We start from the raw sequence: 24,802 nt of genomic DNA on the forward strand, positions 1-24,802 counted from the left end.
TCGTGGTTTCCTTGTGAGGGTGAAGCTCAATATTCGGGTCTATGTTACGGTTTTTTATTTGCGGCAATCGCATACGGTTCAGGGTGTACGCGCTCATTGTGTAGCAAGTCATCAGCAGCATAAATATGCACGATTTCAACCAGAATCAGATCGGCGACGATCGGTTGAGCGACTTCAATATGCTGCAAAAACCGTCCTTCGAGTGCTACTGCACAATTGTCGATGCGCGGTGTTTTAACTTGCAGTGACGGGCTAAATTGTAGGCCGAGCGCATCGATTTGCGCTTGGCTGGGTGGTGTGCCCGAGCCGGTAGCGTGCACGGCAGGTGCGTGATCGTGTGATGGAATATGAATCACACAGTCACCACCGTGAATTAAATTGAGCGCCGTGTCTTTTTGCTCGCTGCTGCCGTCTTGACCAAGGCGGCGGTTAACGCTGAGCGACACAATCATTGGTTCGCTAGATACAATATTAAAGTAGGAAAATGGCGCAATATTGATTTTGCCTGCGGCATCGATGCTGGTTACCCAAGCGATCGGGCGCGGTACGACGCAGTCGGTAATCAAATTGTATTTTTCACTCGGCGACAATATCGCGACTGGCCATTCCATAAGTTTTCCTGTTGATACGGTATTGGGTATGTCTTGCTTGATCTTCTTTTGCTTAGTCTACGATTATATACCCAGCTATTTGCTGAGCGGTGTGGCTACGCGCGGAAGAACGGAGCAAAAGATTGCGAAAAACCGGAGTGTACAGCGTGTACATGAGGATTTGAGCAATTTTCCCGCACTTCTGCGTGACCCACGCTCGCGTTAGAGTAAACAGCTACGGCAAAAAGCGTTCCATCAAGACATTTAAAAAGCGCTGGCCTTTTTCGGTAGGTTTGACCCAGTGTAGATCACGTTCGAGTAAGCCTTCACTGCAAGCGCGTTCGATTTCGGCAAAAATCTTGCTTTGCGGTAAGCCCGTGCGCTCGGTGAACAGCGCCAATGGAAAACCTTCGGTTAAACGCAGCAAATTGAGCATAAATTCAAACGGCAGCTCGTCTTTTTCGACGACGTTTTCGCTTTGGACCGCGTTACCATCGGCCATTTTGGCCAGATATTCATTTGGCTGTTTATAGCGCGCCTGACGAATGATTTTATCGTGAAAACTGATTTTACCGTGCGCCCCTGCACCAATGCCGAGGTAATCACCAAATTGCCAATAGTTCAAATTATGCTGGCTGCGTTTGCCTGATTTGGCAAAGGCGCTGGTTTCGTAATGCTCAAAACCAGCACTCGCTAGCTCGGCCTCAATCATTTCCTGCATATCGGCGGCCAAATCATCGTCGGGCAGTGACGGTGGATAGCGATGAAACAGCGTATTGGGCTCGAGCGTCAGGTGATAGGCAGAAAGATGCGTTGAATTGCATTCAATCGCTAGGCGTATATCGGCCTGTGCTTGCGCCAGCGTTTGCTTGGGCAGCGCATACATGATGTCGAGATTGAAATTGCTAAAGTGCCGATGAGCAATTTCCACTGCGCGCAAGGCTTCATCGCGATTATGAATGCGACCTAGTGCGCTGAGGTGCTCAGGATTAAAGCTTTGTATGCCGATCGACAGCCGATTGATCCCCGCCGCGGCGTAGCCAGCAAACTTTTCAATTTCAAATGTGCCCGGGTTGGCTTCCAGTGTGATCTCGGCATCCGGATTGAGCTTAACGCGCGCGCGAATTGCCTCCAGCAGCCGATCCATGCTGGCGCTAGAGAACAAACTCGGTGTGCCGCCGCCCATAAAAATACTCGACACCGAGCGTCCCCAGACTTGCGGCAGATTGCTTTCCAAGTCGCTAATCAGCGCCGCGATGTACTGATCTTCCGGCAGTCCGCTCGGGGAATTGGCGTCTTTGACCGCATGCGAATTAAAGTCGCAATACGGGCATTTGCGCACGCACCATGGAAAGTGAATGTACAGCGATAAAGGCGGCAGGGCGCTCAGGCCTGAGTTGCCCAACTGGGCAAGCGAGATGGTTTGCATCAAATGAACTTCTTGTCGGGGCTGTTATTTCTTTGCTGAGGTGCTTTTTTTGCTGTATTCAAGCATGCCTTTCCAAATTTTGAAGTCGGGATAGCCCTCTTTAATGTCCAGCGCACCTGAGGCGAGAATACCAAAGTATTTTTTACACCCTAATTCAACGCCATCTTTTTCGATCATGGTTTTGACGATTTTGTTCGCTTCATCGTTGTTGAATTTGGTCATTTCTGCGAGTGCTTTTTTCTCGGCTTCTTCGCCTTCAACTTGCTTAATTGCCGCTAGATAACCACTTACATAATCAAAATGCACTTGCAGGTAGTTTTTGTTCTGAGTTTGCCAGCCTTGCACCGTTTTTTTGACGATTTCTTCGCTAAGTTCGCCTTTACCTTTACAACCGTTCGCCATTTTCTGGATGGTAACTAAGGTCGTACTAAGATTGCCAGCCGCCTGAGTACGCTCTTTAGTGAACGGATTATCTTTGCTGGCGGCAGATGCGTTGCTGCTGGCTTTGCTTGGTGCTGCCTGTACGGTGAGCAGTGGCAAACATAGGCTAAGGGCTAGGAGTGGATATTTCATTTTTTTCTCGCGAATTAATTGTTTTGATATGGATTATGTAGTTGATCGATCAAGGCATGAAGTGTGGTTTTCATTTGCTCGGCCGACACTTCCATCAGCAAGCCATCTTCAAATAAATCCTGCGCCATTTGGGCCAATTCATCTAAATTTTCGTTCATGACTTTTACTTTCTCGGTGCACGAAACAATTGAGCCATCATCCCGACACCATTTGGCCCAGCGACTTTCATCTTGTGATTTCATAACCCCGTTTCCTGCAGTTTAAGCATCAAGGCTTGCAGTGCCTTGGCACGATGAGAAATCTGGCTTTTCTCTTCGGCACTGATTTGGGCCACTGTTTTGCCAAATTGAGGCAGCCAGAATAGCGGGTCGTAACCAAATCCACCATCACCTAAGGCTTGATTGGTAATTTCACCGCGACATACGCCATCAGCAATTAGTGGCTGAGGATCATCTGCGCTGCGCACCAATACGAGTGCTGCGTAGTACCAAGCACTGCGATCAGTGTGTTTGGCAAGGTCAGCCAATAATTTCTCGTTGTTGCGGCTATCAGATTTAGGTTCACCGGCAAAGCGTGCCGAATATACTCCCGGCGCGCCGCCTAATGCGTGCACGCACAAGCCAGAATCATCAGCCAGCGCAGGCAGACCAGTGATTTTTGCTGCGTGACGAGCCTTGGCCAGTGCATTTTCTACAAAGGTATGGTGAGGTTCCGGGCACTCGGGAACATTGAGTTCGCCTTGTGCAATTATTTTGATATTCAGTGGTGCAAATAAAAGGCCAAATTCACGCAACTTGCCGGCATTGTTGCTGGCGAGAACTATTTTTTTCATTGGGTATATGGCTGCTAGTTAATATTGATATGGCTTATGGGTTGATACGTAGGCTAGTATACTTTTTTGGTCAGGATCATTAGATTTTGTTCTTGTTTGATCTGAAAGCGGTTCAGGGTACTGGTTCCAATTAAGATCGGGCTATTGTCTTCACTGTCGCGCACAACGACCGGTACATCATACAAGGTTACGTTCGCCAAGCGGATCTGTGGCAATTTAACAATCCATGCGGCAATGGTGCCATTCGCGGTTTGTGTGCGCGCAGCTTGCCCATTTTTGTAAGCAATTTTCATGTACTCGGCCGCAGGCCGTGACATGGATAAGTGCGTTGCGCCGGTATCAATCACACCCTTAAGTGAGCCTTGGTTGATAAAGACATCGGCCATATAGTGGCCACGCTCGTCTGCGGTCAGTACAACGCTTGCACCGCTGTCATTCCCATTGTTTGTACTGGATACATATCCCTGACCCAGTTGCAGCTGCTGCTGTTTACCGTTATTGGCAATCAGTGCTGATTCGCCCTGAATCGCAATGATTTTAAAACTGCCACTTTCTTGCCCGGCTTGCAGGGTTTTTTTCTGCCCATTAATTTGAAAAACGCCTTTGTTGCCCATAGTGCCAATGAGTACGATGTCATCTGCAAAGCAGAGACTAGATAGCAATAGGCTCAGCATAATGAATGATTTGATCATATCAATTCTCGCTAGTCATAGATTGCCGAGCATCCGCGCCTTGCTCCAGTGCATTGAGTGCTTGCTCGATTAGAGTCCAGTTGGCATTTTTAAGCAGTGTGGCATCTGAAAGCATTCTACGCCATTGACGAGCACCATACTGCCCTTGATATAGCCCTAAGATATGACGAGCAATGAAGCGTAGTGGCGTACCGCTGGATAGTTCGGCCTCAATAAATGGGCGCAGATTCTCCATCGCGCCACGACGAGTCTGCTCGCGTGCAGTGTGTCCGTAAATGGCCGCGTCAACCCCGGTTAATATCCATGGGTTGTGGTAGGCTTCGCGACCAACCATCACGCCATCCACATGACTCAGATGTTCTATGCTTTGGCTAACGGTGGTGATGCCGCCGTTAATAATGATTTCTAAGTGGGGGAAGTCGCGTTTTAGCTGATAGGCGTAATCATATTTAAGCGGCGGAATTTCGCGATTTTCTTTTGGGCTTAGGCCTTTCAAAATGGCGTTGCGCGCATGAACAATGAAGATCTGGCAGCCGGCTTCTGCAATCTGACCAACAAAATCGCGTACAAATGCATAATCCTCGATTTTATCAATACCGATACGGTGCTTGACCGTAACATCAATCTCGCATGCATCTCGCATTGCTTTTACGCCATCAGCCACCAAGTTAGGTTCAAGCATCAAGCAGGCGCCAAATGAGCCCGATTGTACGCGCTCGCTTGGGCAGCCTACGTTCAAATTCACTTCATCATAACCCCAGTTTTGGGCAATCTTGGCGCAGCGTGCCAAGTCTGCCGGTTCACTGCCGCCTAGCTGCAAGGCAATCGGGTGTTCGGTAGGGTCAAAGCGCAAATGCCGCATCTGATCGCCATGTAGTATCGCACCTGTATTGACCATCTCGGTATATAACCAAGTCTGGCTGGATAACTCCCGGGCAAAGCGGCGATAAAAGCGGTCTGTCCAGTCGAGCATGGGGGCGATGCAAAAACGGCGACTGGGTGACTTGGCCTCTAGGCTCTGATTTAGCTGCATGTTGGTGCCTTTGGTGGTGCTTTGATGCTTTAAATCTATATAGATTTACATTGATTGATCGGGTTTGCGTGTAGCCCAGTAATGTAGCTGGCTCGAAATGTGTCTGCGCATCGCCGTGGCGGCATGATTGCCGTTTTTTGTTGCAATCAAAATTAACAGCGTAGCTGGCGCATTATCGTACCCTGCACAGCTTCGGTCAAACACGCAGGTCGAAGGACCTAGTCAATCTATTAAATATCTGAGCAGATGTGTGAGTATTAGCGACAAAATTTAGTCGAACTGATGTTTGCGCTAAACGACGCAGTTATCTGGTATAGGTATCAATCAGCGCTTTGAGTTCATTTTGCTTTTCACTTTCCCGAATAGCGGTGTTGAGCTTGTCGATGAAATCCGCCTTATACGGTAGATTTGTCACAGCGCTGTAGGCGATGTACGCCGTCTGGCTAGCTATTTCTACCGTGTCAATTAGCTTTAGCTCTTTGATTGTTGCATCTGCCCTCGGATCAGCTTTTAATTTACTCAATGCATAATGAATAGACAGCCGATCGTTGACGTAACAACCAATCCGACCAGCAGCCAGTTTACGAATATTAATTTCGTTTCCGCGTGCTTCATCAATATGTATTTGTTTGAGTTTGATCGCCGCTTGAAGGCTCTCCGAGAGGAGATATCCGCCATTAATGCCTAGTGTGACATCCGAAAAATCGCTCTGAAATTCGCGGCGAGGGTGTGTCATCACGGTGCTGCTACACGTGATAACAATGCTTTCTTTATTAAGTGGCAGGGAATATGGGTGGATGTAATCACGATCAGCAAACTGATAGGGAGGAAAAAGCGCAAAGGCCTCTCCCGTCTTTAGCATGGCAAGCCCTCTTTTCCAAGGGATGGGCTTAATATTGATCCGGTATCCTTGTACGCGCTGGCTCAGCTTGCGCAGATAATCCACATAAATACCTTTAAACTCACCAGCTTCCACAAATGAGTACGGCGGATAAGCTTCATCGCCATAAATGGTTACGGAGATTGGGTTGTCAGCGTTTACTGGCAAGCTAAGTAATAGTGCGACGATGGCAGTAAGGGGGCGAAACGGCATACCACCACGGTCCTGTGTGAGTGAACTAGCTGTGCAGAGCTGGCAACGTCTGTTGATTACAGCTTCTCTATCGTAGTTTGCCGAGATGTTGTGAGCAATCTGATTTTGGTCTGGTGAATGCGGCTCAGGTTATTATTATCTGGGGCACTATCCAGGCAAGACCGAGCGCGCCTTGCGCAATATCGTGCAGTACGCGCGGGAATGATGGCAATTGTATGTGGTGACGATAATTCACCGAGTGGGGCAATTAGCGTTTGCTGAGCTAGTGATCACCGCCAGCCAACATCCGGTAGCTGCCTATGCAGCCAATACCTATCTGATGGATTTGATAAAAACTCAAGCGCCATTTGGGAGAAAAGAAATCACCCAGCAAGGTGAGCACTAGGTTGATCTAAAGGCGTCAGATGTCATTGCTCAAAGGCGGTGGATAGTCGATGAGGCATAGTCACCCTACCGGGAGTATTTTCCGTTTGATTTGCCCATTCAATTTGTAGTAGTAAGCTGTTAGCACTATTGAATTTGTACTTGGTTTTATCTGTTTAATAGCCAAAATAATCCCTTCAACAAAACATGTATCAATCGTGGTGTTCTGCCGACTCTTTATCGCCTATATTTCATTGTAAAGTTTGAGTTGTACGGTCTTCGTAAAAAAGAAAATCAGCGAGTGTCTTCTATTTCTTCGTGGATGACATAGAGGGTAAGTATGCGCCTTTTTGCGCTCGGATCACTGAAAAATTGCAGTGAGTGCCTTATATGAGTCTCATCTTCAATACTATTTTGAGTCGTGCCACGAAGTCTGGAGTGGGCCTTCAAGTATCGTTGTTTGCGATCTTAATATTGCTGGTGCCTGTGCTATCAATTGGCACTTTCTCAATTTACCGTCCCTACATAGAGGCAAATACATTTGCGGATCTGACTGAAATTGCGCAACTGAAAGCAAGTCAAATTGAAGCCTGGTTTGATGAACGAAGAAGTGATGGAGCTTTGATTGTCAGCGATCCGCTCGTGCTTGCACAGGCCACGTTAGGTTCAGCTGGTAAAGTTTCGGCAAATCCAAGTAAGCATATTCAAACACTTTTTGACCGAATTAGAGCTACGGGTGATTACCATGGGGTATGTCTAGTTACTCCCGGCGCGCAAATACTGCACGCAAGCGGTGATTGTGCAGTAGACGATCCTCAGCTGCAAAAAGGCTTGCAAGGACTTGGGTCTTCGCATGCAGCTAACCAGCATTTTTATCTGTATCGCGATAAGACACAGGATGTGCATCTAGATTGGCTGTTCCCAATCGGTGATACAAGAAACGAACAAGTGCAGCTTGCTCACTCAAAAGCGGGGGGTGAAGCGCCAGTTGTCATCCTGATTTTAAGGATGAATTTAAGCAAACTTCTTTACCCACAACTTAAAAAATGGCCGGATGCCAGAAAAACAGGCGAATCAATTCTGATACGCCGTCGTGGTGACAAAGTTGAATTCATCAACGATATCCACCACGACAAATTCTCTTCACTTACTTTGCAATTGCCTCTGAACCCCGTATTGCCAGCCGCAGCCGCCGTACTTTCTTCAGGCGTCGGCCATATATCTGGCATCGATGATCGTGGTTCGAGTGTTCTGGCCGCATTTTGTCCGGTTGTCGGTACGGATTGGTATGTGCTGGCTCAGGTCGACGAGGCTGAAGTACTAGCCTCACTGCGTCAAATGATTTTATGGGGGACTTTAATTGCATTGGTGATAATTACAATCATTGGCTTAATGTTGTTTGCATACTGGAAGCAACGACATCAACTTTTTCAAGCTAATGAATATTTACAGAATGCGAAAATTGAAAATGAGCTGCTGCAATCATCTGAGCGATTTTTTTCTACTTTTGAGTTAAGTCCAATTGGTGGAGTTATCACGGCCATTAGTGATGGACGTATTCTTCGGGTTAATAAAAACTTTGTACGCGATTTTGCTTGGACTGAAGAAGATTTGATTGGACGGACGACAAGTGAAAGCGGATTTTGGAATGATGGCAATTACAGTAGAAATGATTTTGTTGATGCACTTTTGCATAAAGACCGTCTGGTTGATTTTAAAACGGCAATAAAGCGAAAAGATCAAGTAATCTGCCAGGTGCGGATTTCATCATGCCTAATTGATTTTGATGGAGAGCAGTGCATTCTTTCATTTGTTACGGATATTACTGATGCTGAAATGGCTACCGCAAGACTAATTGCGGCAGAAGCATTTAGTAGAGATGTTCTTGATTCCAGTAATGCCCATATTGCTGTTGTCGATGCAGAGGGTACGATTATTGCAACCAACCGTAGATGGCAGGAATTTCCTGCGCAAAACAGTAATTTTGCCAATGAGGTGGCAGCCGCTACTGGCGTGGGGAATAATTATCTTAATGTGTGCAAAAAAACTTCTGGGTATGATGCAATAGATGCCATGGCTGCACAAAATGGGATCGGAGATGTATTGGCTAAGCGTATTCCTTATTTCGAGTTGGAATATCCATGCCATTCTCCAACCGAACAACGCTGGTTTTCAATGCACGTTTCTCCATTGCAGCAAAAGCAAGGTGGTGCGGTGATAGCTCATGTAAATATCACGTCGCGTAAATTGGCTGAGCTGGAATTAAATAAAATATCATTAGCAGTTGAGCAAAGTACTTCTGTGGTGATTATTACCAATATTCATGCGCAAATAGAATATGTAAATGATGCTTTTATTGCGGCAACTGGCTATACGCGCGAAGAGATCATCGGCAAAAATCCCCGTTTTTTGAAATCGGGTAACACGCCCGATGAGACTTATGCCCGGATGTGGTCAGAATTGGCGCAGGGGCACCAGTGGGAAGGTACATTCCACAATAAGACAAAAGATGGTTCTATTTCAGTAGAGTTTGCTCGTATCACTCCTTTGCGCGATACAAGTGGAATGGTGACGCATTATGTCGCAGTGGAGGAGGATGTTACTGAAAAACTCCAAATGTCAGAGGAATTGGAGCGACATAAAAATGAATTGGAATTATTGGTAAAAGAAAGAACCCAACAGTTGCACGATGCAATGGATTCTTTGCACTCAAGTGAAGAACGCCTTGGGATGGCGCTTGCCGCAACTAATGACGGGCTGTGGGATTGGAATATCCCAACTGGTAAGGTGATTTGCAATGAAGCCTATTACGCCATGCTGGGGTTTAGCCGTGATGAGTTGGGTGACAATGTTGCAGATGTATGGATCAATTTATTGCCTAAAAATAAACGAGGTGAAATTGTTACGCAAGCAATGCAATTGCTAGAGCGGGAAGGCGGATATTCACTTGAATTTCAGTTGCAAAGCAAAAATGGAGATACCAAATGGATTCTGAGTCGAGCAAAACTAACTAAGCGCGATCAGTTAGGAAAGCCGGAACGTGTAGTTGGCACTCACACTGATTTATCTGCGCGCAAGCAGTTAGAGTTTGCTTTACGCGAGGCAAAGGATGCTGCTGTTGCTGCTAATGTTGCTAAGAGCTCATTTCTAGCCAATATGAGTCATGAGATTCGCACACCGATGAATGCCATTTTGGGCACAACATATTTACTGCGTCGTGACGAAAAAAATCCAACTCAACTAGAGCGGCTTAATCGTATTGACGCCGCAACACAGCATTTGCTTTCCTTGGTTAATGACATTCTTGATTTGTCAAAAATTGAAGCAAATCATTTGCAGCTAGAGTGCATAGATTTTCATCTTGGCATGTTGTTCGACCAAGTGACATCGATGATGGGTGATGCGGCCCGCAAAAAAGGGCTAAGCCTACAGTGTAGCCTTGAGGATGTCCCCTTGTGGTTGCACGGTGATCCTACACGCCTTCGTCAGGCATTAATTAATTATCTTAGCAATGCGATTAAATTTACTCGTGTAGGTCAGATTGAACTCCGAGGGCTAGTTGTCTGTGAAACTGATTTCGGGGTGGAGCTGCGCTTTGAAGTTGAAGATGCCGGAGAGGGAATACCCGCAGAGCAGCAAGGTAAATTATTTCACGCTTTTGAGCAGGCTGATGTCTCGACCACACGCAAATATGGTGGCACTGGACTTGGTTTGGCGATCACTCGTCGGTTAGCGAATCTGATGGGGGGAGATGCTGGTGTGATTAGCGAAGTGGGTAAAGGATCCATTTTTTGGTTTTCTGCACTGTTAAAACGCGGGGAGGGTGAATTAGCAAGCAATCTCTCAAGTCATCCGGCGCTGGTTGGTGATGTGGGAGCGCTGAAGTTGCTAAGTGGTTTTGCGGGTGCTCGTATCTTGTTGGCTGATGATTTGGAGGTCAATCGAGAGTTAATGATTGCTTTGCTTGAAGGCACGGGCCTTATTGTTGATACGGCAGCGGATGGCCGTGAAGCTGTTGAGAAAGCAGCTGCGCAAAGGTATGCCATCATTTTGATGGATATGCAAATGCCGGAAATGGATGGTTTAGAAGCATCTAAGTTGATTTTGAGTCAGGGCAAAGCGCCAGAACACCCTTATATTATTGCAATTACTGCTAATGCTTTTGGTGAAGATCGACGGGCCTGCGAAGAAGTGGGGATGGTGGATTTTTTGCCTAAGCCAATTGAGCCTGAACATTTTTTTCAAACCCTCGCATTTTGGTTGTCCAAAGCTGCGGTTGCCAAAGATCTCTCCAATACCGAGCCAACTGGACAGTCCTCATCTGAAGCAACGGGTGGTGATATGTCCGTTATGGCTAGTGGTGCGCTACCGGGCCTTGATGTCGTGGCTGGTTTAACTCTTTGGGATGGTAAAGTGGCGCCATATCAGAAATTCCTCGGTAAATTTGCAGCGGCACACGAAAAGGTTACTCAAGATATGAGGCTGGCAATACACCAGAATAATTTCCTTGATGTAAGTGCGCAGGCTCATAAACTCAAAGGGGCAGCCGCCACCTTGGCGCTTACCGAGGTGGCCAATATTGCCAGTGAAGTGGAGCGGCAGGCTAAAACAGCAGAAGGAGAGGCTGTTGAGTTGAATGATTTACTGCAAAAACTTGATCAGGCTTTAACAACTACCTTTAATTCAATAGCGCGCTATATCGGCTCGCAGCGGTAGGCTGTTTTAAACATTCAAAAACCAATCTGCACTTAAAGTATGTGAATGAAGCGGCTGGGAGTTGGTGGCAACATGAAAAGGTGTTGGGGATCTATTTGACGTAAGTCTGAGCAAGCAATGAGCGGGTGAAGGGAATCGAACCCTCGTATGCAGCTTGGGAAGCTACCGTTCTACCATTGAACTACACCCGCACAAGCGCTACATTATAGCAGTAATTTATGTTTTCGGTAGGGTTACGCCGTGTTGTCCCTGATATTTTCCACCGCGGTCACGGTAGCTGGTTTCGCACACGTCATCCGCATCTGCTTCAAAGAATAAGACTTGCGCTACACCTTCATTGGCGTAAATTTTTGCCGGTAAGGGCGTTGTGTTGGAAAATTCAAGAGTCACATAGCCTTCCCATTCTGGCTCAAATGGGGTGACGTTCACAATAATGCCACAACGAGCATAGGTCGATTTGCCTAAACAAACTGTCAACGCATTGCGCGGGATGCGGAAATATTCAACGGTGCGTGCTAATGCAAATGAATTGGGCGGGATGATGCAGTAGCCTTTGCCGGAAACATTAACAAAACTGTTTTCGTCGAAATTTTTCGGGTCGACAATGGTCGAGTTTAAATTGGTGAAAACTTTGAATTCGTCAGCACAGCGGATGTCATAGCCGTAGCTGGATGTGCCGTAAGAGACGATGCGCTCGCCGTTGACTTCTTTAACCTGACCCGGCACAAACGGCTCGATCATGCCGTGCTCTTGCGCCATCCGGCGAATCCACTTATCCGATTTGATACTCATGTTTGTCACACGCCTGTAAATGTTTTGCCCGTATTGTACTAGCAAACCAGCATTTGGCTAAACAAGTTGAATGGTTAATGAGGCTTGCTTAGCTGACTACAATTGCCGACAATGAACTAAGGTATTTACTTTGTAACAATTTTGGAGAATCCATGAGTTCTGCCCTGTGCGCCGCACTACAGCAACTACCTACTACCAATGCTGGCCAATTCGATCTCTCTCAACTGGCCACGCCTTATGCAGTAATTTATTTTTACCCTAAAGATAATACGCCCGGTTGTACGACGGAAACGGCCGATTTTAGAGATCACTATGCGCAGTTTTTAGCAGCTGGCGCTACGGTTTACGGGGTGTCGCGCGATAGCCTTAAAAGTCACGAAAACTTTAAAGCCAAGCTGGCGCTTGAGTTTGAGTTAATTTCAGACCCTGATGAGCAGGCGTGCGAGGCTTTTGGGGTAATGAAAATGAAGAATATGTATGGCAAACAGGTGAGGGGTATTGAGCGTAGCACCTTTGTCATCAATGCCTCTGGCGAGATACTAAAGGAGTGGCGTGGTGTGAAAGTACCTAATCACGTTGCCGAAGTGCTCGGTTTTGTTGAAAGTTTGAAGTAGTTTAAAGCGGCCGTCGAGCCGCTTTTTTGTTGTCCAATCTGATCGGAGGAAAGCATCATGGCTGCCAAAAAAGCACAGAAAATTAGCAAGCTATTTGTACTTGATACCAATGTTCTGATGCATGACCCTACCTCGCTGTATCGTTTTCAGGAGCACGATTTATTTGTGCCGATGATGACTTTGGAAGAATTGGACTCGAATAAAAAGGGGATGACCGAAGTTGCTCGCAATGCACGGCAAGCTAGTCGTTTTATGGAAGAGCTTGTCGCGGGTCTGGAGCATAATTTGTACGACGGTGTTTCGCTAGAGGCCGCCAGCAAAGGGCAGGCGACGGGGCGCCTGTTCTTGCAAACCGAAGCGATTACCAGCGTACTGCCATCCCAATTGCCGATGGGTAAAGCCGATAATCAAATTCTTGGGGTGGTGCATCATTTGCAGGCGATGCAGCCCAAGCGTGAAGTAATCTTGGTGTCCAAAGACATCAATATGCGGATTAAGGCGCGTACTTTGGGTTTGGCGGCCGAGGATTACTTTAACGACAAGGTACTGGAAGACACTGATCTCTTGTACAACGGCATGCGCGAGATCGATCAGAAATTCTGGGAGCGCAATAGTAAAGATCTGGAGAGTTGGCAAGAAGGCGGGCGCAGCTACTGGCGCATCAAGGGGCCAGATGTGGCCGAGTTGTATATCAATCAAATGCTGTACCAGACGGGCGATACGCCATTGCAGGCGCGGGTACTCAGTATTGACGGCAAGTCGGCGGTGATTGAAAGCCTGAAAGATTATAGCCACCACAAGAATGCGATTTGGGGTATCACTGCGCGCAATCGCGAGCAGAATTTTGCGCTAAATTTGCTAATGAACCCAGAAGTCGATTTTGTTTCCTTGCTAGGGCAAGCCGGTACCGGCAAAACGTTGCTCACCTTGGCCGCGTGTCTGGCGCAAACGCTGGAATCCAAAATCTATACCGAAATTATCATGACGCGCGTCACGGTGCCGGTGGGCGAAGATATTGGTTTTCTGCCTGGGACTGAAGAAGAAAAAATGTTGCCATGGATGGGGGCGCTGGAGGATAACCTCGATGTACTCAATCAAACCGACGCAGAGGCGGGCGATTGGGGACGGGCTGCCACGCGCGATTTAATTCGTAGCAGGATCAAAGTGAAATCGCTGAACTTTATGCGTGGGCGCACATTCCTGAATAAATTTTTGATCATCGACGAGGCGCAAAATCTGACATCCAAGCAGATGAAAACGCTGATCACGCGTGCGGGGCCGGGTACCAAGGTGGTGTGTTTGGGCAATATCAGCCAGATCGATACGCCATATCTGACTGAGGGTTCATCCGGTTTGACCTATGTAGTTGATCGGTTTAAAGGTTGGGATCACTCGGGGCATATCACCTTGACCCGTGGCGAGCGCTCGCGCTTGGCTGATTACGCCGCCGAAGTGTTATAGACGCATCATCTTGATTGAACCGTGTCACTTAAGCCGGATCAACGGCTTGGGTGGCGCGGTTTTGTTTTGGCGCAAAGTTTGCGGAGCGATTTAACACTATGCTTATTTGTAAATTGATTGCTAAAGTAATAGGAGATTGGATCATGAGCGAACACTATCATCAGGTCGTGCGTGAAATTAGCGGTAAATTGCGTGAATTTAATCAAGAAATACCCGATACGGCACAGGCTTTTGGTGCCTTGACCAAGGCCACTCACACCGAAGGTGCAATCAGCAAAAAGCATAAAGAGCTGATGGCCATGGCGATTGCGATTGCGGCACGTTGCCAAGGCTGCTTGGGCTTTCATGCGCAAGCTTGCGTGAAGTTGGGCGTGACGCGGGCGGAATTTTTAGAAATGATCCAAGTAGCCGTGTACATGGGTGGTGGCCCGAGCATGATGACTGGTGCCGAGGCGCTGATTGCTTTTGAGGAATATGGTGGCGAAAAAGCTGTGAAATAATATTGTGTATGTTTTCTGTTGGGTATTACCCTGTAGGTCAATTGGATTGTGATCTGCAGGGCAATACCCTGAGTTTAATCTTTGCGATCAAACTCAGTGGTGGCTTTCAAAATGCCGCGCAAAATATCGACTTCTTCGCGCTCCAATTCTGCTCGCACATAGAGGCGGCGCAGCCGTGGCATCAGGCGTTTCGGGGCGTGTGGGCGTAAAAAGCCGATTTTGAGTAACACTTCTTCCATGTGCTCGAACAGCTTTTCGAGCGATTCGTGCGTGGCTAAATCACGATCTTCCTGCAAATGCTGTACATCAACCCAATCGGTTTCAAAGCAGCTGGTGCGCAGCTCGTAGGTCAGTACTTGCACTGCCTGCGATAGATTGAGGCTGGAGTAATTTGGATTAGTCGGGATGGTGACGCGATCGCTGCACATCGATAACTCGTCAATCGTCAGTCCGCTTGTTTCTGCACCAAATACCAGCGCCACATTGCTAATTTGATCTGCTGCTGCTTTGCGAGCCGTGGCAATGATTTCTGGCGCAATTTGTCGTGGCGTTTGCAACGGTTGCGATAGTTCGCGACGGCGGGCGGTGAGCGCTACTTGCATCGTTGTGCCTTCGAGTGCTTCAGCCATGCTGCTAACAACTTTGGCATTCTGCAAAATATCATCGGCGCTGGAAGCGAGCGCAGTGGCGACTTCGGATGGAAATTCTTTCGGGTTGATCAGATACAGATCCGTCAGCCCCATCGTTTTCATTGCGCGGGCGGTTGAGCCGATATTGCCAGGGTGACTGGTATGCGATAAAACCACGCGGATTTTCGGCAAACAGTCGGTTTCAGTGCCTTGGTAGAGATTTTTCTTAATTTCTTTATTCATTGTTGGGTTTATTCTCGCGCCAGAGGCGGGTAGAATACGTCCTTAATTACGTTCTTTTAAATTGAGAAACCATGCATCCGATGCTAAACACCGCGGTGCGCGCAGCGCGCCGTGCGGCGACCGTTATTCAACGTGCGTCCAATAACCTGGATTTGATTACCCCTGAAAAGAAAGGTCACAACGATTTTGTGTCCGAAGTCGATCGCGCAGCTGAGCAAGCGATTATCGATACCATTCTTGAGGCTTATCCGAATCACGCGATTCTAGCAGAGGAGTCCGGTTCACGTGGCAACTCTGAATACGTTTGGATTATTGACCCACTGGATGGCACGACCAATTTCTTGCATGGTTTCCCACAATACGCGATCTCAATTGCGCTTGAACACAAAGGCGTGATCACTCAGGCTGTCGTGTATGACCCAAATCGCAACGATTTGTTCACCGCGACGCGCGGCGTTGGTGCATTTTTGAATGATCGCCGTATTCGCGTATCGAAAGTGCGTGAATTGTCAGATGCTTTGGTAGGTACTGGCTTCCCATATACCCGCTTTGAAAACCTCGAAACCTATCTGAATATCTTCCGTGATATGGCGCAAAAGTCAGCTGGTGTACGTCGCCCGGGCGCGGCGGCGCTGGATTTGGCCTATGTCGCTTGCGGCCGTTTTGATGGTTTCTTTGAGTTTGATCTGAAGCTGGTTGATATTGCCGCCGGTACGCTGTTGGTGCAAGAGGCTGGCGGCTTGGTGACTGATATGAACGGCGAAGAGAAATTCCTTGAGTCGGGCGATGTATTGTGCGGTACGCCGCGCGTGTTTGGTCAGATGCTATCGTTGATTCGAGGCCATTTGAAATAAGCGTCATATGCCCATGTAAAAAAAGCCACCCATGCGGTGGCTTTTTGTTTGCTTGCCTAAATTGCGATGCTAGATGGGTTGCAATTGCTGCTAATGACTAAGTTGATATCTGTATTGGGTAGGGTATGTCTTTCTAGGGCTTGCTGGTAATAAATCTTGAAGCTATACCCTAACTTTGTTTGAGAATTTGCTGGTACAGTTCTGGCTTGAAACCCACGTGGGTGCTGTTCTGGGTAACTAGTACGGGGCGTTTGATGACGGATGGGTTGCGTAACATTAGTGCGATTGCGCTGCTGGCGTCGACAACGGCCGCTTTGCTGCTGTCATCCAGTTTGCGCCAAGTCGTGCCTTGTTTGTTGATCAATGCTTCCCAGCCAATTGCGTCAATCCAGGTCTGGGCTTGCTCAGCGCTTAGCCCTTGCTTCTTAAAATCGTGCCATTCGTATTCGAGGCCGTTTTCAGTGAGCCAGTTGCGGGCTTTTTTGACTGTGTCGCAGTTGGGGATGCCAAATAGTTTCATCGTCTTGCTCGTGTGGCAACCCTGCGCCCAGAATTGGATAGTGCGCGCAGGGTTTGTTAGGCGTTAATGGAGTGGCATATCGAAGTTGAGTGTTTCTTCTGCTGGCTGTGGCTTTGCCTTGGTACGTGCGGCTTCTTGCTCAGCAACGGTTTGAGCGTTGTTGACCATCCAAGAGAGGTTGGTTGCCGAGTCAGCATTACGAAGTGCTTCATCCAGCTCGATTTCACCCGCACGATACATGCGATACAGCGATTGCTCAAACGTTTGCGAGCCTTCTGCCAGGGTTTGTTCCATGGCTTCTTTGATGTCTGCTAGTTCGCCATTGCGGATCAATTCTGCAATGCGATTGGTATTGAGCATCACCTCAACGGCGGGCTTGAGTTTGCCTGATTTGGTTTTGACCAGCCGCTGCGAAACAATCGCTTTTAGCGAGGTTGACATGTCATACAGTAGTGATTCGCGTGCTTCTTGTGGGTAGAAATTTACAATCCGGCTGAGCGAGTGGTAGCTGTTGTTTGCGTGTAGGGTAGAAATGCACAAATGCCCGGCCTGTGCGTATTGCATGGCGTACGTCATGGTTTCCTGGTCGCGGATTTCACCTAGCATCAAAACATTGGGCGCTTCACGCATCGCATTGCGCAGCGCATCGTGGTAGCTGTGGGTGTCGGTGCCAATTTCACGCTGATTAACTAAAGATTTTTTGTGGCTGTAGATAAATTCGATGGGGTCTTCCATGGTCAAGATGTGACCGCTGTGGTTCTCGTTGCGGTGTTCCAGCATCGCCGATACTGTGGATGATTTCCCAGAGCCAGTGGCGCCAACAACTAAGATAATGCCGCGCTTTTCCATGATCAGGTCTTTAAGCAACTCGGGCATTGATAGTTCTTCCAGCGTATCGGCGCGCGGCTTGATGTACCGTGCGACAAGTGCCACCGTGCCGCGGCTTTTAAATACATTGATCCTGAAGTTGCCTAGCTCAGGAATCGGATAGGCCATGTTCATTTCGAGATCTCGCTCGAATGCCGCGACGCGGTCGGCCCCCATGAGTTGGTAGGTCAGTTGTTTGACGTGTTCTGCGCTGAGGACCTGATTGTTGACGGGGTGGCAGGTGCCTTGAATCTTGATCACAATGGGCGAGCCCGCTGCCAAAAACAGATCGGAGGCATTGCGCTCGGCCATTAGCTTGAAAAAAGGCAGTAAGTTCATTTCTATCCTCGGTGTTTTTTAGTCGCGTAATTCCCGTCGCAGTATTTTACCCACATTTGACTTGGGTAGGCTGTCACGAAACTCGATTACGCGCGGAACTTTATAATTAGTCAAATGCTTGCGGCAATGCTGCGTAACATCATCGCTGCTGAGGTTTGGGTCTTTCTTGACGATGATGACTTTCACAGCTTCGCCTGTTTTATCATCGGGTACGCCGATGCAGGCCACTTCAAGTACGCCGTCCAATTCTGCGACGATATTTTCGATTTCATTAGGGTAAACATTAAATCCAGAGACCAACACCATATCCTTTTTGCGATCAACAATCTGGAAGTAACCGCTGGGTTGCATGATTGCGATGTCACCGGTTGCTAAAAAGCCGTCTGAGCCTAATACCTCGGCGGTTTCTTCGGGGCGCTGCCAGTATCCTTGCATTACTTGAGGTCCGCGAATAAACAGCTCGCCGGGTTGTCCGGCGGGAAGTGCTTGGCCGTTCGAATCCCGAATCTGGGCTTCAGTTTGCGGTATCGGCAAGCCGATCATGCCATTGTATTCTTTGATATTGATGGGGTTGATTATCGCTGCAGGCGAGGTTTCGGTTAAGCCATAGGCTTCGGCCAGTGTGACGCCGGTTACTTTTTTCCAGCGGTCAGCCACTGCGTGTTGAACTGCCATGCCACCGCCTAGCGCGAGTTTCCAGTGAGAAAAATCAAGCTTGGCAAAGTCGGGGTTATTGAGTAGCGCGTTAAATAAGGTGTTAACCCCTGTCATGCAGGTAACCGGGTAGCTCGCTATGGTTTTGATGGTGCCCGGAATGTCGCGTGGATTGGTAATAAGTAGATTGGTGGCGCCAATTTTACTAAATACCATGCAGTTCGCAGTGAGTGAAAATATATGGTAAAGCGGCAGGGCCGTAACGATGACTTCCTTGCCTTCTTCTACTGCCGGCCGAATCCATGCGTGGGCTTGCTGCATATTTGCGACGATATTGCCGTGACTGAGCATGGCTCCCTTGGCTACGCCTGTAGTTCCGCCAGTGTATTGTAAGAAGGCAAGGTCGGCGTGGTTGAGTTCGACTTTTTCTAGGGTATGTCGTGAACCATCAGCAATGGCCTCGTTGAAAGTAATATGCCCGGCAAGAGTATACTTCGGCACCATTTTTTTGATGTGGCGTATGACGGTGTTGACCAGAAGCCGCTTGGGAAAGCCAAGTAGATCGCCGATTTCACAGACAATCGTATTTTTTATTAGGGTTTGGCTAATGATGGATTCTAGTGTGTGCGCAAAGTTGGCCAAAATTATAATTGTTTCGGCTCCGGAGTCTTTGAGTTGGTGGGCTAACTCGCGCGGCGTGTAGAGTGGATTTACATTTACCACGACGTAACCTGCGCGCAGAATACCGAAAATTGCGATTGGATATTGCAGAATGTTCGGCAGCATGACTGCAACTCTTGCGCCACGTGGTAGGCGTAAGCTTTGTTGCAGGTAAGCTGCAAATTGCATCGAAAGGGTGTCGAGTTCTTGATAGCTAATTGATTTGCCCATGTTGATAAACGCGGGGCGCTGCGAATATTTGGCCACGCTTTGCTCGATTACTTGTGGGATCGAGGCAAATTCATCTAAGTTGATTTGATCGGTTACGCCCACTTGATAGTTAGCTAGCCAGACTTTTTCGGTATTGCTCATTGGGCACTCTCCTTGCGACTTTTCTAATGTAGGGGGAAACCGCGTTTGAATTCAACTGATTTGAGCGCGAGTGGTGTTTCGCTGACAGCAACTTTCTGTTAGAATTGCCAAAAATCTCGTAGTTCCGAGAATCGCTGGGATTCTTTGGCTCGGGAGTGCTTACAAATGGGCGCAGGTATTGCAGCCCATTTTTTGTTTGTGGAGCTTAAAAAGAAGTCATGGCGGTTAATTTACAATCTGTATTGGATAGCACCCTGCCGGGTTTAGGGTACGAACTAGTCGACTTTGAGTTGGGTGGAAATGGCTTGATGCGCATTTTTATCGACAAAGAAGGCGGCGTAACCATTGATGACTGCGTTGCGGTGAGTAATCACCTGACTCGCTTGTTTATGGTTGAGGAAATTCCCTATGAGCGTCTTGAGGTGTCGTCCCCTGGATTGGATCGCTTGATTAAAAAGCCGGCTGATTTTGAACGATTTGCCGGTCAGATGGTGAAAGTAAAGCTGCGTTTGCCGCTGCCTGATCGTCGCCGCAATTTAGTTGGCCAGCTTAAGGGCTTGGTTGATGAGTGTGTGGTGGTGGATGTGAATGGTGAGGTTTTGAATCTGCCGTTAGCTCAGGTTGATCGCGTTCGCATTGAGCCACAATTTTAATTGTCTGGTGCAAGGGTTCGCCGCTTTACATCGCAGTTTTTACAGTTTGCCCGACTATATGGCACAGCATGACGCCGGAGGAAAATATCAATGAATCGTGAAATTCTAGTGCTGGTTGAAGCACTTGCGCACGAAAAAAATGTTGCAAAAGAAGTGGTTTTTGGTGCGTTGGAGATGGCGCTCGCTTCTGCTACTAAAAAACGCTACGAAGAAGAAGTTGAAGTGCGCGTTTCTATTGATCGTGTAACCGGCGAGCATCGCAGTTTCCGTGTCTGGGAAGTGGTTGAAGATAACGATCATGAAGAACCTTCTCGCCAAATCGCCATTACGGATGCCCCAGATTACAGTGCTGATTTGAAGGTTGGCGACGTTTGGGAAGTAGAGCTGGAGCCGATTGAATTTGGCCGTATTGGCGCACAAGCTGCCAAGCAAGTGATCTTGCAAAAAATCCGCGACGCTGAGCGCGAGCAAAACCTGAATGATTTCTTGCAGCGTCGTGAGCATATTATTTCCGGCAGCATCAAACGCATCGAGCGCGGTAATGCCATTATTGAAATGGGCAAGCTGGAAGCCGTTTTGCCACGCGACCAGATGATTCCAAAAGAAAATTTGCGCGTGGGTGACCGCATCAAGGCATTCTTGCTCCGCATTGATCGCATGGGGCGTGGTCCACAGCTCGTGCTGAGCCGTGTGGCGCCAGAATTTATGGCCAAGTTGTTTGAATTGGAAGTGCCAGAAATCGAAAACAATCTGATCGAGTTGAAAGGCGTTGCTCGTGACCCTGGTATGCGTGCCAAGATCGCGGTGAAGTCAAATGATCAGCGCGTTGACCCGCAAGGTACTTGTATCGGTGTGCGTGGCACTCGTGTTAATGCTGTAAGTAACGAGTTGGCCGGCGAGCGTGTCGATATTGTGCTGTGGTCTAGTGATGCTGCGCAGTTTGCGATCAATGCCCTGTCGCCGGCAGAAGTGAATTCGATCATTGTCGATGAAGATAACCACAGTATGGATGTTGTGGTTGACGAAGACAATCTAGCGATGGCGATTGGCCGTGGCGGTCAGAATGTGAAGCTGGCTGCTGAATTGACTGGCTGGAAGCTGAACATTATGACGGTTGATCAGGCTGAGCAAAAACACGAAGAAGAATTCACCAAAGTGCGTGCGCTGTTTGTTCAGGCGCTCGATATTGATGAAGATGTGGCCAACGTACTGGTTCAAGAAGGTTTTAATACCTTGGAAGAAGTGGCGTACGTGCCGCTGAACGAGATGTTGGAAATTGAAGCGTTTGATGAAGAAACCGTAAACGAGCTGCGTTCCCGTGCTCGCGATGCTTTGCTAACGCAAGCCATCGTGCGCGAAGAAAAGCTGGAGCACCAGTCGGAAGACCTGAAAACGCTGGAAGGTATGACGCCAGACTTGGCTGCTGCATTGGCTGAGAAAGACATACATACCCGTGATGATTTGGCAGAGTTGGCTGTCGATGAATTAACCGAAATGACTGGTATCGACGCAGAAGCCGCCAAACAACTAATCATGAAAGCGCGCGAACATTGGTTCGCTTAAGGCGCGGGAGAGTAATCTATGAGTGAACCCAAAGTCAGCCAATTTGCTGCTGAATTAAAAATGCCAACGCAGGAGCTTTTGGAGCAACTGCGTTCGGCTGGCGTTGCAAAGCGCAATGCGGAAGATACATTGACAGCAGAAGATAAAGCCCGTTTGCTTGATCATTTGAAGCAAAAGCACGGTGCAGCTGGTGATAAACCAAAAATCACGATTGCACGGAAAGAAACCACAGAAATTCGCAAAACGGATGCAACGGGTAAAGCCAAAACCATTCAGGTTGAAGTGCGTAAAAAGCGCGTTGTAGCGCCTGAAGCTATTGCAGCTGCTGCGCCAGTAGCTCCCGCAAATAATGCGTCAGCTGCTGTCGCACCGTCAGTTGCGCCGGTGATTGATGAAGCGGAGCGCTTGGCTCGTGAGGCGCAAGCCAAACGTCAAAATGAACTAGCTGAACGCCAAGCAGCGGAAATGCGTGCAAAACAAAACCGCGAAGCAAAGGCGGTTGAGCCAACGAAGGTTGAGGTTGTTGCTGCGCCGGTAGACGTTAAGCCAGTTACTGAGCCTGCTCCAGCTGAACCGAAGGCTGAAGCTAAGCCTGAAGTGAAAGTTGAGCCAAAGGTGGAGGCTGCACCAGCACAAAAACCTGCAGTGAAGCCGCATGTAAAACCTGGGCATGAAAACGATCGCCCGCGTATCGGTGCACGAGTTGATTTCCGTCGCCCGAAAGATACCCCAATGCAAGCGCCTGAAAAAGCGGCACCTGCGCCAGCTGCTGCCAAGCCAGCTGATAAAAAAACATCCAATGCACCTAAGAAAGATGAAAAAGGTGGTTGGAATGATGGTCGCAATAAAAAAGGCATTAAAACCCGTGGCGGCGATACGGGTAATGATTGGAAAAGCAAAAAAGGCGGCAAGAAACAGTCGCAGCAGCAGGATAACAATGCCCATGCTTTCCAAGCGCCTACCGAGCCAGTAACGCATGAAGTGGATGTGCCTGAAACTATTTCTGTCGCTGATTTGGCGCACAAAATGGCAGTAAAAGGCGTTGAAGTGGTTAAGGCGCTGATGAAAATGGGCATGATGGTGACCATTAATCAGGTGCTGGATCAAGAAACTGCGATGATCGTGGTTGAAGAAATGGGGCATATCCCGAAAGCTGCCAAGCTTGATGATCCTGAGACTTATCTCGGTGATGAAGAAAAATCAGATCATGAGCAAATTTCACGCGCGCCTGTTGTAACCGTAATGGGTCACGTTGACCATGGTAAAACCTCGCTGCTTGATTATATTCGCCGCGCCAAGGTGGCCGCAGGTGAGGCGGGTGGCATTACCCAGCATATCGGTGCTTACCATGTTGAAACTGGTAAGGGCATGATTACCTTCTTGGATACCCCAGGTCACGAGGCATTTACTGCGATGCGTGCGCGTGGTGCCAAACTGACTGATATCGTGGTGCTGGTGGTGGCTGCGGATGATGGCGTGATGCCGCAAACGATTGAGGCGATTCACCATGCCAAAGCTGCGGGTGTGCCTATCGTTGTTGCGGTGAACAAGATCGATAAGCCAGAGGCGAACCTTGAGCGCATTCAGCAAGAGTTGGTGGCGCAAGAAGTGGTGCCTGAAGAGTGGGGCGGTGAAACTCAGTTCGTGCCTGTTTCTGCGAAGAAGGGCTTGGGCATTGATGAATTGCTTGACGCCATCTTATTGCAGGCTGAGGTGCTGGAGTTAACGGCACCAATCGACGGCCCGGCGAAAGGTATCGTGATTGAGGCGCGTCTGGATAAAGGTCGTGGCCCGGTGGCTTCGATGCTGGTTCAGTCCGGTACTCTGCGTAAAGGCGATACCGTCTTGGCGGGTCAGGTGTATGGCCGTATTCGTGCAATGCTGGATGAAAACGGTAAGCAGATTAACGAAGCGGGCCCGTCGATTCCTGTTGAAATCTTGGGTCTGTCTGAAGTGCCGGCGGCTGGTGAAGACGCCATGGTCTTGGCTGATGAGAAAAAGGCGCGTGAAATCGCCTTGTTCCGTCAGGGTAAATTCCGTGATGTGAAGTTTGCTCGTCAGCAAGCGTCGAAATTGGAAAACATGTTTGCGCAAATGGCCGAAGGCGAAGTGCAAAACTTGCCAATCATCATCAAGGCCGATGTGCAGGGCTCTTCCGAGGCGTTGGCGCAAAGCTTGCAAAAACTCTCGACCAGCGAAGTCCGTGTTCAGGTCTTGCATTGCGCGGTGGGTGGTATTTCCGAGTCTGACGTGAATTTGGCGCTGGCATCTAAGGCTGTTGTGATTGGCTTTAACGTCCGCGCAGATGCGGCTGCTCGTAAGCTAGCTGAAGCTGAAGGCGTAGATCTGCGCTACTACAACATCATTTACGATGCGGTTGATGAAGTTAAGGCTGCCTTGTCAGGGATGTTGGCGCCAGAGCGTCGTGAGCAGATTCTGGGTATGGTTGAAATCCGTCAGGTGTTCACTGTATCTAAAGTCGGCACGATTGCAGGTTGTTTGGTAATGGAAGGTTTGGTGAAGCGTTCAGCAGGCGTGCGCTTGCTGCGTAACAACACTGTTATCCATACCGGCGAGCTTGAGAATCTGAAACGCTTTAAAGACGAAGCCAAAGAAGTTAAGGCTGGCTTTGAGTGTGGTTTGCAGCTGAAGAACTACAACGATTTGCAAGTGGGCGACCAATTGGAAATCTTCGAAGTGATCGAAGTTGCGCGTACACTGTAAACATCGATGACTTGCTCAGGGCGACTGGCGTTGCCC

The 24,802-nt window shown here is 48.4% G+C and carries 22 protein-coding genes and 1 tRNA gene; 9 read left to right on the plus strand and 14 right to left on the minus strand.

The genetic code is table 11. The features are described 5' to 3' along the window. Nucleotides 1–44: 44 nt before the first annotated feature. The 8 genes from HZU75_RS15840 to HZU75_RS15875 form a co-directional block, all read right to left on the minus strand. Nucleotides 45–611, minus strand: coding sequence for a flavin reductase family protein (locus HZU75_RS15840; protein WP_180306946.1), 567 nt, complete (start codon nt 609–611; stop codon nt 45–47). Between the two features lie 214 nt (nt 612–825). Further along, nucleotides 826–2,019 (minus strand): radical SAM family heme chaperone HemW, encoded by a 1,194-nt coding sequence (gene hemW / locus HZU75_RS15845; protein ID WP_180306947.1) that lies wholly within the window; start codon nt 2,017–2,019, stop codon nt 826–828. 24 nt (nt 2,020–2,043) lie between these two features. Then, on the minus strand, nt 2,044–2,592 hold the full coding sequence (locus HZU75_RS15850; protein ID WP_180306948.1) for a hypothetical protein: 549 nt from the start codon (nt 2,590–2,592) through the stop codon (nt 2,044–2,046). Between the two features lie 14 nt (nt 2,593–2,606). Then, nucleotides 2,607–2,834 (minus strand): hypothetical protein, encoded by a 228-nt coding sequence (locus HZU75_RS15855; RefSeq protein WP_180306949.1) that lies wholly within the window; start codon nt 2,832–2,834, stop codon nt 2,607–2,609. Beyond that, nucleotides 2,831–3,424: an RdgB/HAM1 family non-canonical purine NTP pyrophosphatase gene (gene rdgB / locus HZU75_RS15860; protein ID WP_180306950.1), complete on the minus strand. Its 594-nt coding sequence runs from the start codon at nt 3,422–3,424 to the stop codon at nt 2,831–2,833. The genes HZU75_RS15855 and rdgB overlap by 4 nt, the downstream gene beginning before the upstream one ends. A 53-nt stretch (nt 3,425–3,477) precedes the next feature. Then, nucleotides 3,478–4,116, minus strand: coding sequence for a retropepsin-like aspartic protease family protein (locus tag HZU75_RS15865; protein WP_180306951.1), 639 nt, complete (start codon nt 4,114–4,116; stop codon nt 3,478–3,480). 1 nt (nt 4,117) lies between these two features. Beyond that, complete coding sequence (gene dusA / locus HZU75_RS15870) at nt 4,118–5,149, minus strand: tRNA dihydrouridine(20/20a) synthase DusA (protein ID WP_180306952.1); 1,032 nt, start codon at nt 5,147–5,149, stop codon at nt 4,118–4,120. A 304-nt stretch (nt 5,150–5,453) separates the two neighbouring features. Continuing rightward, the gene (locus HZU75_RS15875) at nt 5,454–6,242 is read right to left on the minus strand and encodes a substrate-binding periplasmic protein (protein WP_180306953.1); all 789 of its coding nucleotides are present in this window, start codon (nt 6,240–6,242) and stop codon (nt 5,454–5,456) included. 217 nt (nt 6,243–6,459) lie between these two features. Here HZU75_RS15875 and HZU75_RS15880 point away from each other — a divergent pair, with 217 nt between their 5' ends. Next, nucleotides 6,460–6,627, plus strand: coding sequence for a molybdenum cofactor biosynthesis protein MoaE (locus HZU75_RS15880; protein ID WP_308419429.1), 168 nt, complete (start codon nt 6,460–6,462; stop codon nt 6,625–6,627). Between the two features lie 368 nt (nt 6,628–6,995). Then, nucleotides 6,996–11,321 (plus strand): PAS domain S-box protein, encoded by a 4,326-nt coding sequence (locus HZU75_RS15885; RefSeq protein WP_180306955.1) that lies wholly within the window; start codon nt 6,996–6,998, stop codon nt 11,319–11,321. A 120-nt stretch (nt 11,322–11,441) separates the two neighbouring features. On the opposite strand, the gene HZU75_RS15890 is transcribed toward HZU75_RS15885, so the two are convergent. Both HZU75_RS15890 and dcd read right to left on the minus strand, forming a co-directional pair. Continuing rightward, nucleotides 11,442–11,512: transfer RNA gene (locus HZU75_RS15890), tRNA-Gly, on the minus strand. A gap of 25 nt (nt 11,513–11,537) precedes the next feature. Further along, nucleotides 11,538–12,113, minus strand: coding sequence for a dCTP deaminase (gene dcd / locus HZU75_RS15895; protein ID WP_180306956.1), 576 nt, complete (start codon nt 12,111–12,113; stop codon nt 11,538–11,540). A 152-nt stretch (nt 12,114–12,265) separates the two neighbouring features. Between dcd and HZU75_RS15900 the strand changes: the two genes are divergently transcribed. The 3 genes from HZU75_RS15900 (at nt 12,266) to HZU75_RS15910 (ending at nt 14,688) form a co-directional block, all read left to right on the plus strand. Then, nucleotides 12,266–12,727, plus strand: coding sequence for a peroxiredoxin (locus tag HZU75_RS15900; protein WP_180306957.1), 462 nt, complete (start codon nt 12,266–12,268; stop codon nt 12,725–12,727). Between the two features lie 57 nt (nt 12,728–12,784). Next, nucleotides 12,785–14,188 carry a PhoH family protein gene (locus HZU75_RS15905; protein WP_180306958.1) on the plus strand — a complete coding sequence of 468 codons (1,404 nt, stop codon included), beginning with the start codon at nt 12,785–12,787 and terminating at the stop codon, nt 14,186–14,188. Between the two features lie 143 nt (nt 14,189–14,331). Next, entirely contained in the window at nt 14,332–14,688 is a 357-nt protein-coding gene (locus HZU75_RS15910; RefSeq protein ID WP_180306959.1) for a carboxymuconolactone decarboxylase family protein, read from the plus strand. Nucleotides 14,689–14,762: 74 nt separating this feature from the next. On the opposite strand, the gene HZU75_RS15915 is transcribed toward HZU75_RS15910, so the two are convergent. Next, complete coding sequence (locus HZU75_RS15915; RefSeq protein WP_180306960.1) at nt 14,763–15,560, minus strand: RNA methyltransferase; 798 nt, start codon at nt 15,558–15,560, stop codon at nt 14,763–14,765. Between the two features lie 71 nt (nt 15,561–15,631). Between HZU75_RS15915 and HZU75_RS15920 the strand changes: the two genes are divergently transcribed. Beyond that, nucleotides 15,632–16,414 (plus strand): inositol monophosphatase family protein, encoded by a 783-nt coding sequence (locus HZU75_RS15920; RefSeq protein ID WP_180306961.1) that lies wholly within the window; start codon nt 15,632–15,634, stop codon nt 16,412–16,414. A gap of 169 nt (nt 16,415–16,583) precedes the next feature. On the opposite strand, the gene HZU75_RS15925 is transcribed toward HZU75_RS15920, so the two are convergent. The 3 genes from HZU75_RS15925 to HZU75_RS15935 all read right to left on the minus strand — a co-directional run bounded on the left by HZU75_RS15925 (nt 16,584) and on the right by HZU75_RS15935 (nt 19,826). Then, nucleotides 16,584–16,934 carry an ArsC family reductase gene (locus HZU75_RS15925; protein ID WP_180306962.1) on the minus strand — a complete coding sequence of 117 codons (351 nt, stop codon included), beginning with the start codon at nt 16,932–16,934 and terminating at the stop codon, nt 16,584–16,586. A 63-nt stretch (nt 16,935–16,997) separates the two neighbouring features. After that, entirely contained in the window at nt 16,998–18,140 is a 1,143-nt protein-coding gene (locus HZU75_RS15930; RefSeq protein WP_180306963.1) for a PilT/PilU family type 4a pilus ATPase, read from the minus strand. Between the two features lie 18 nt (nt 18,141–18,158). Next, a complete protein-coding gene (locus HZU75_RS15935) occupies nt 18,159–19,826 on the minus strand; it encodes an AMP-binding protein (protein WP_180306964.1) in 1,668 nt (555 codons plus the stop codon). Between the two features lie 218 nt (nt 19,827–20,044). Here HZU75_RS15935 and rimP point away from each other — a divergent pair, with 218 nt between their 5' ends. From rimP to infB, 3 genes are all read left to right on the plus strand, one after another. Further along, nucleotides 20,045–20,479: a ribosome maturation factor RimP gene (rimP, locus tag HZU75_RS15940; protein ID WP_180306965.1), complete on the plus strand. Its 435-nt coding sequence runs from the start codon at nt 20,045–20,047 to the stop codon at nt 20,477–20,479. Nucleotides 20,480–20,569: 90 nt separating this feature from the next. After that, nucleotides 20,570–22,042: a transcription termination factor NusA gene (gene nusA / locus HZU75_RS15945; protein ID WP_180306966.1), complete on the plus strand. Its 1,473-nt coding sequence runs from the start codon at nt 20,570–20,572 to the stop codon at nt 22,040–22,042. 18 nt (nt 22,043–22,060) lie between these two features. Beyond that, nucleotides 22,061–24,766, plus strand: a complete 2,706-nt coding sequence (gene infB, locus HZU75_RS15950; protein WP_180306967.1) for a translation initiation factor IF-2 — start codon at nt 22,061–22,063, stop codon at nt 24,764–24,766. Nucleotides 24,767–24,802 lie beyond the last annotated feature (36 nt).

It is taken from the genome of Chitinibacter fontanus (assembly GCF_013423785.1).
In the GTDB taxonomy this organism is placed as follows: domain Bacteria; phylum Pseudomonadota; class Gammaproteobacteria; order Burkholderiales; family Chitinibacteraceae; genus Chitinibacter; species Chitinibacter fontanus.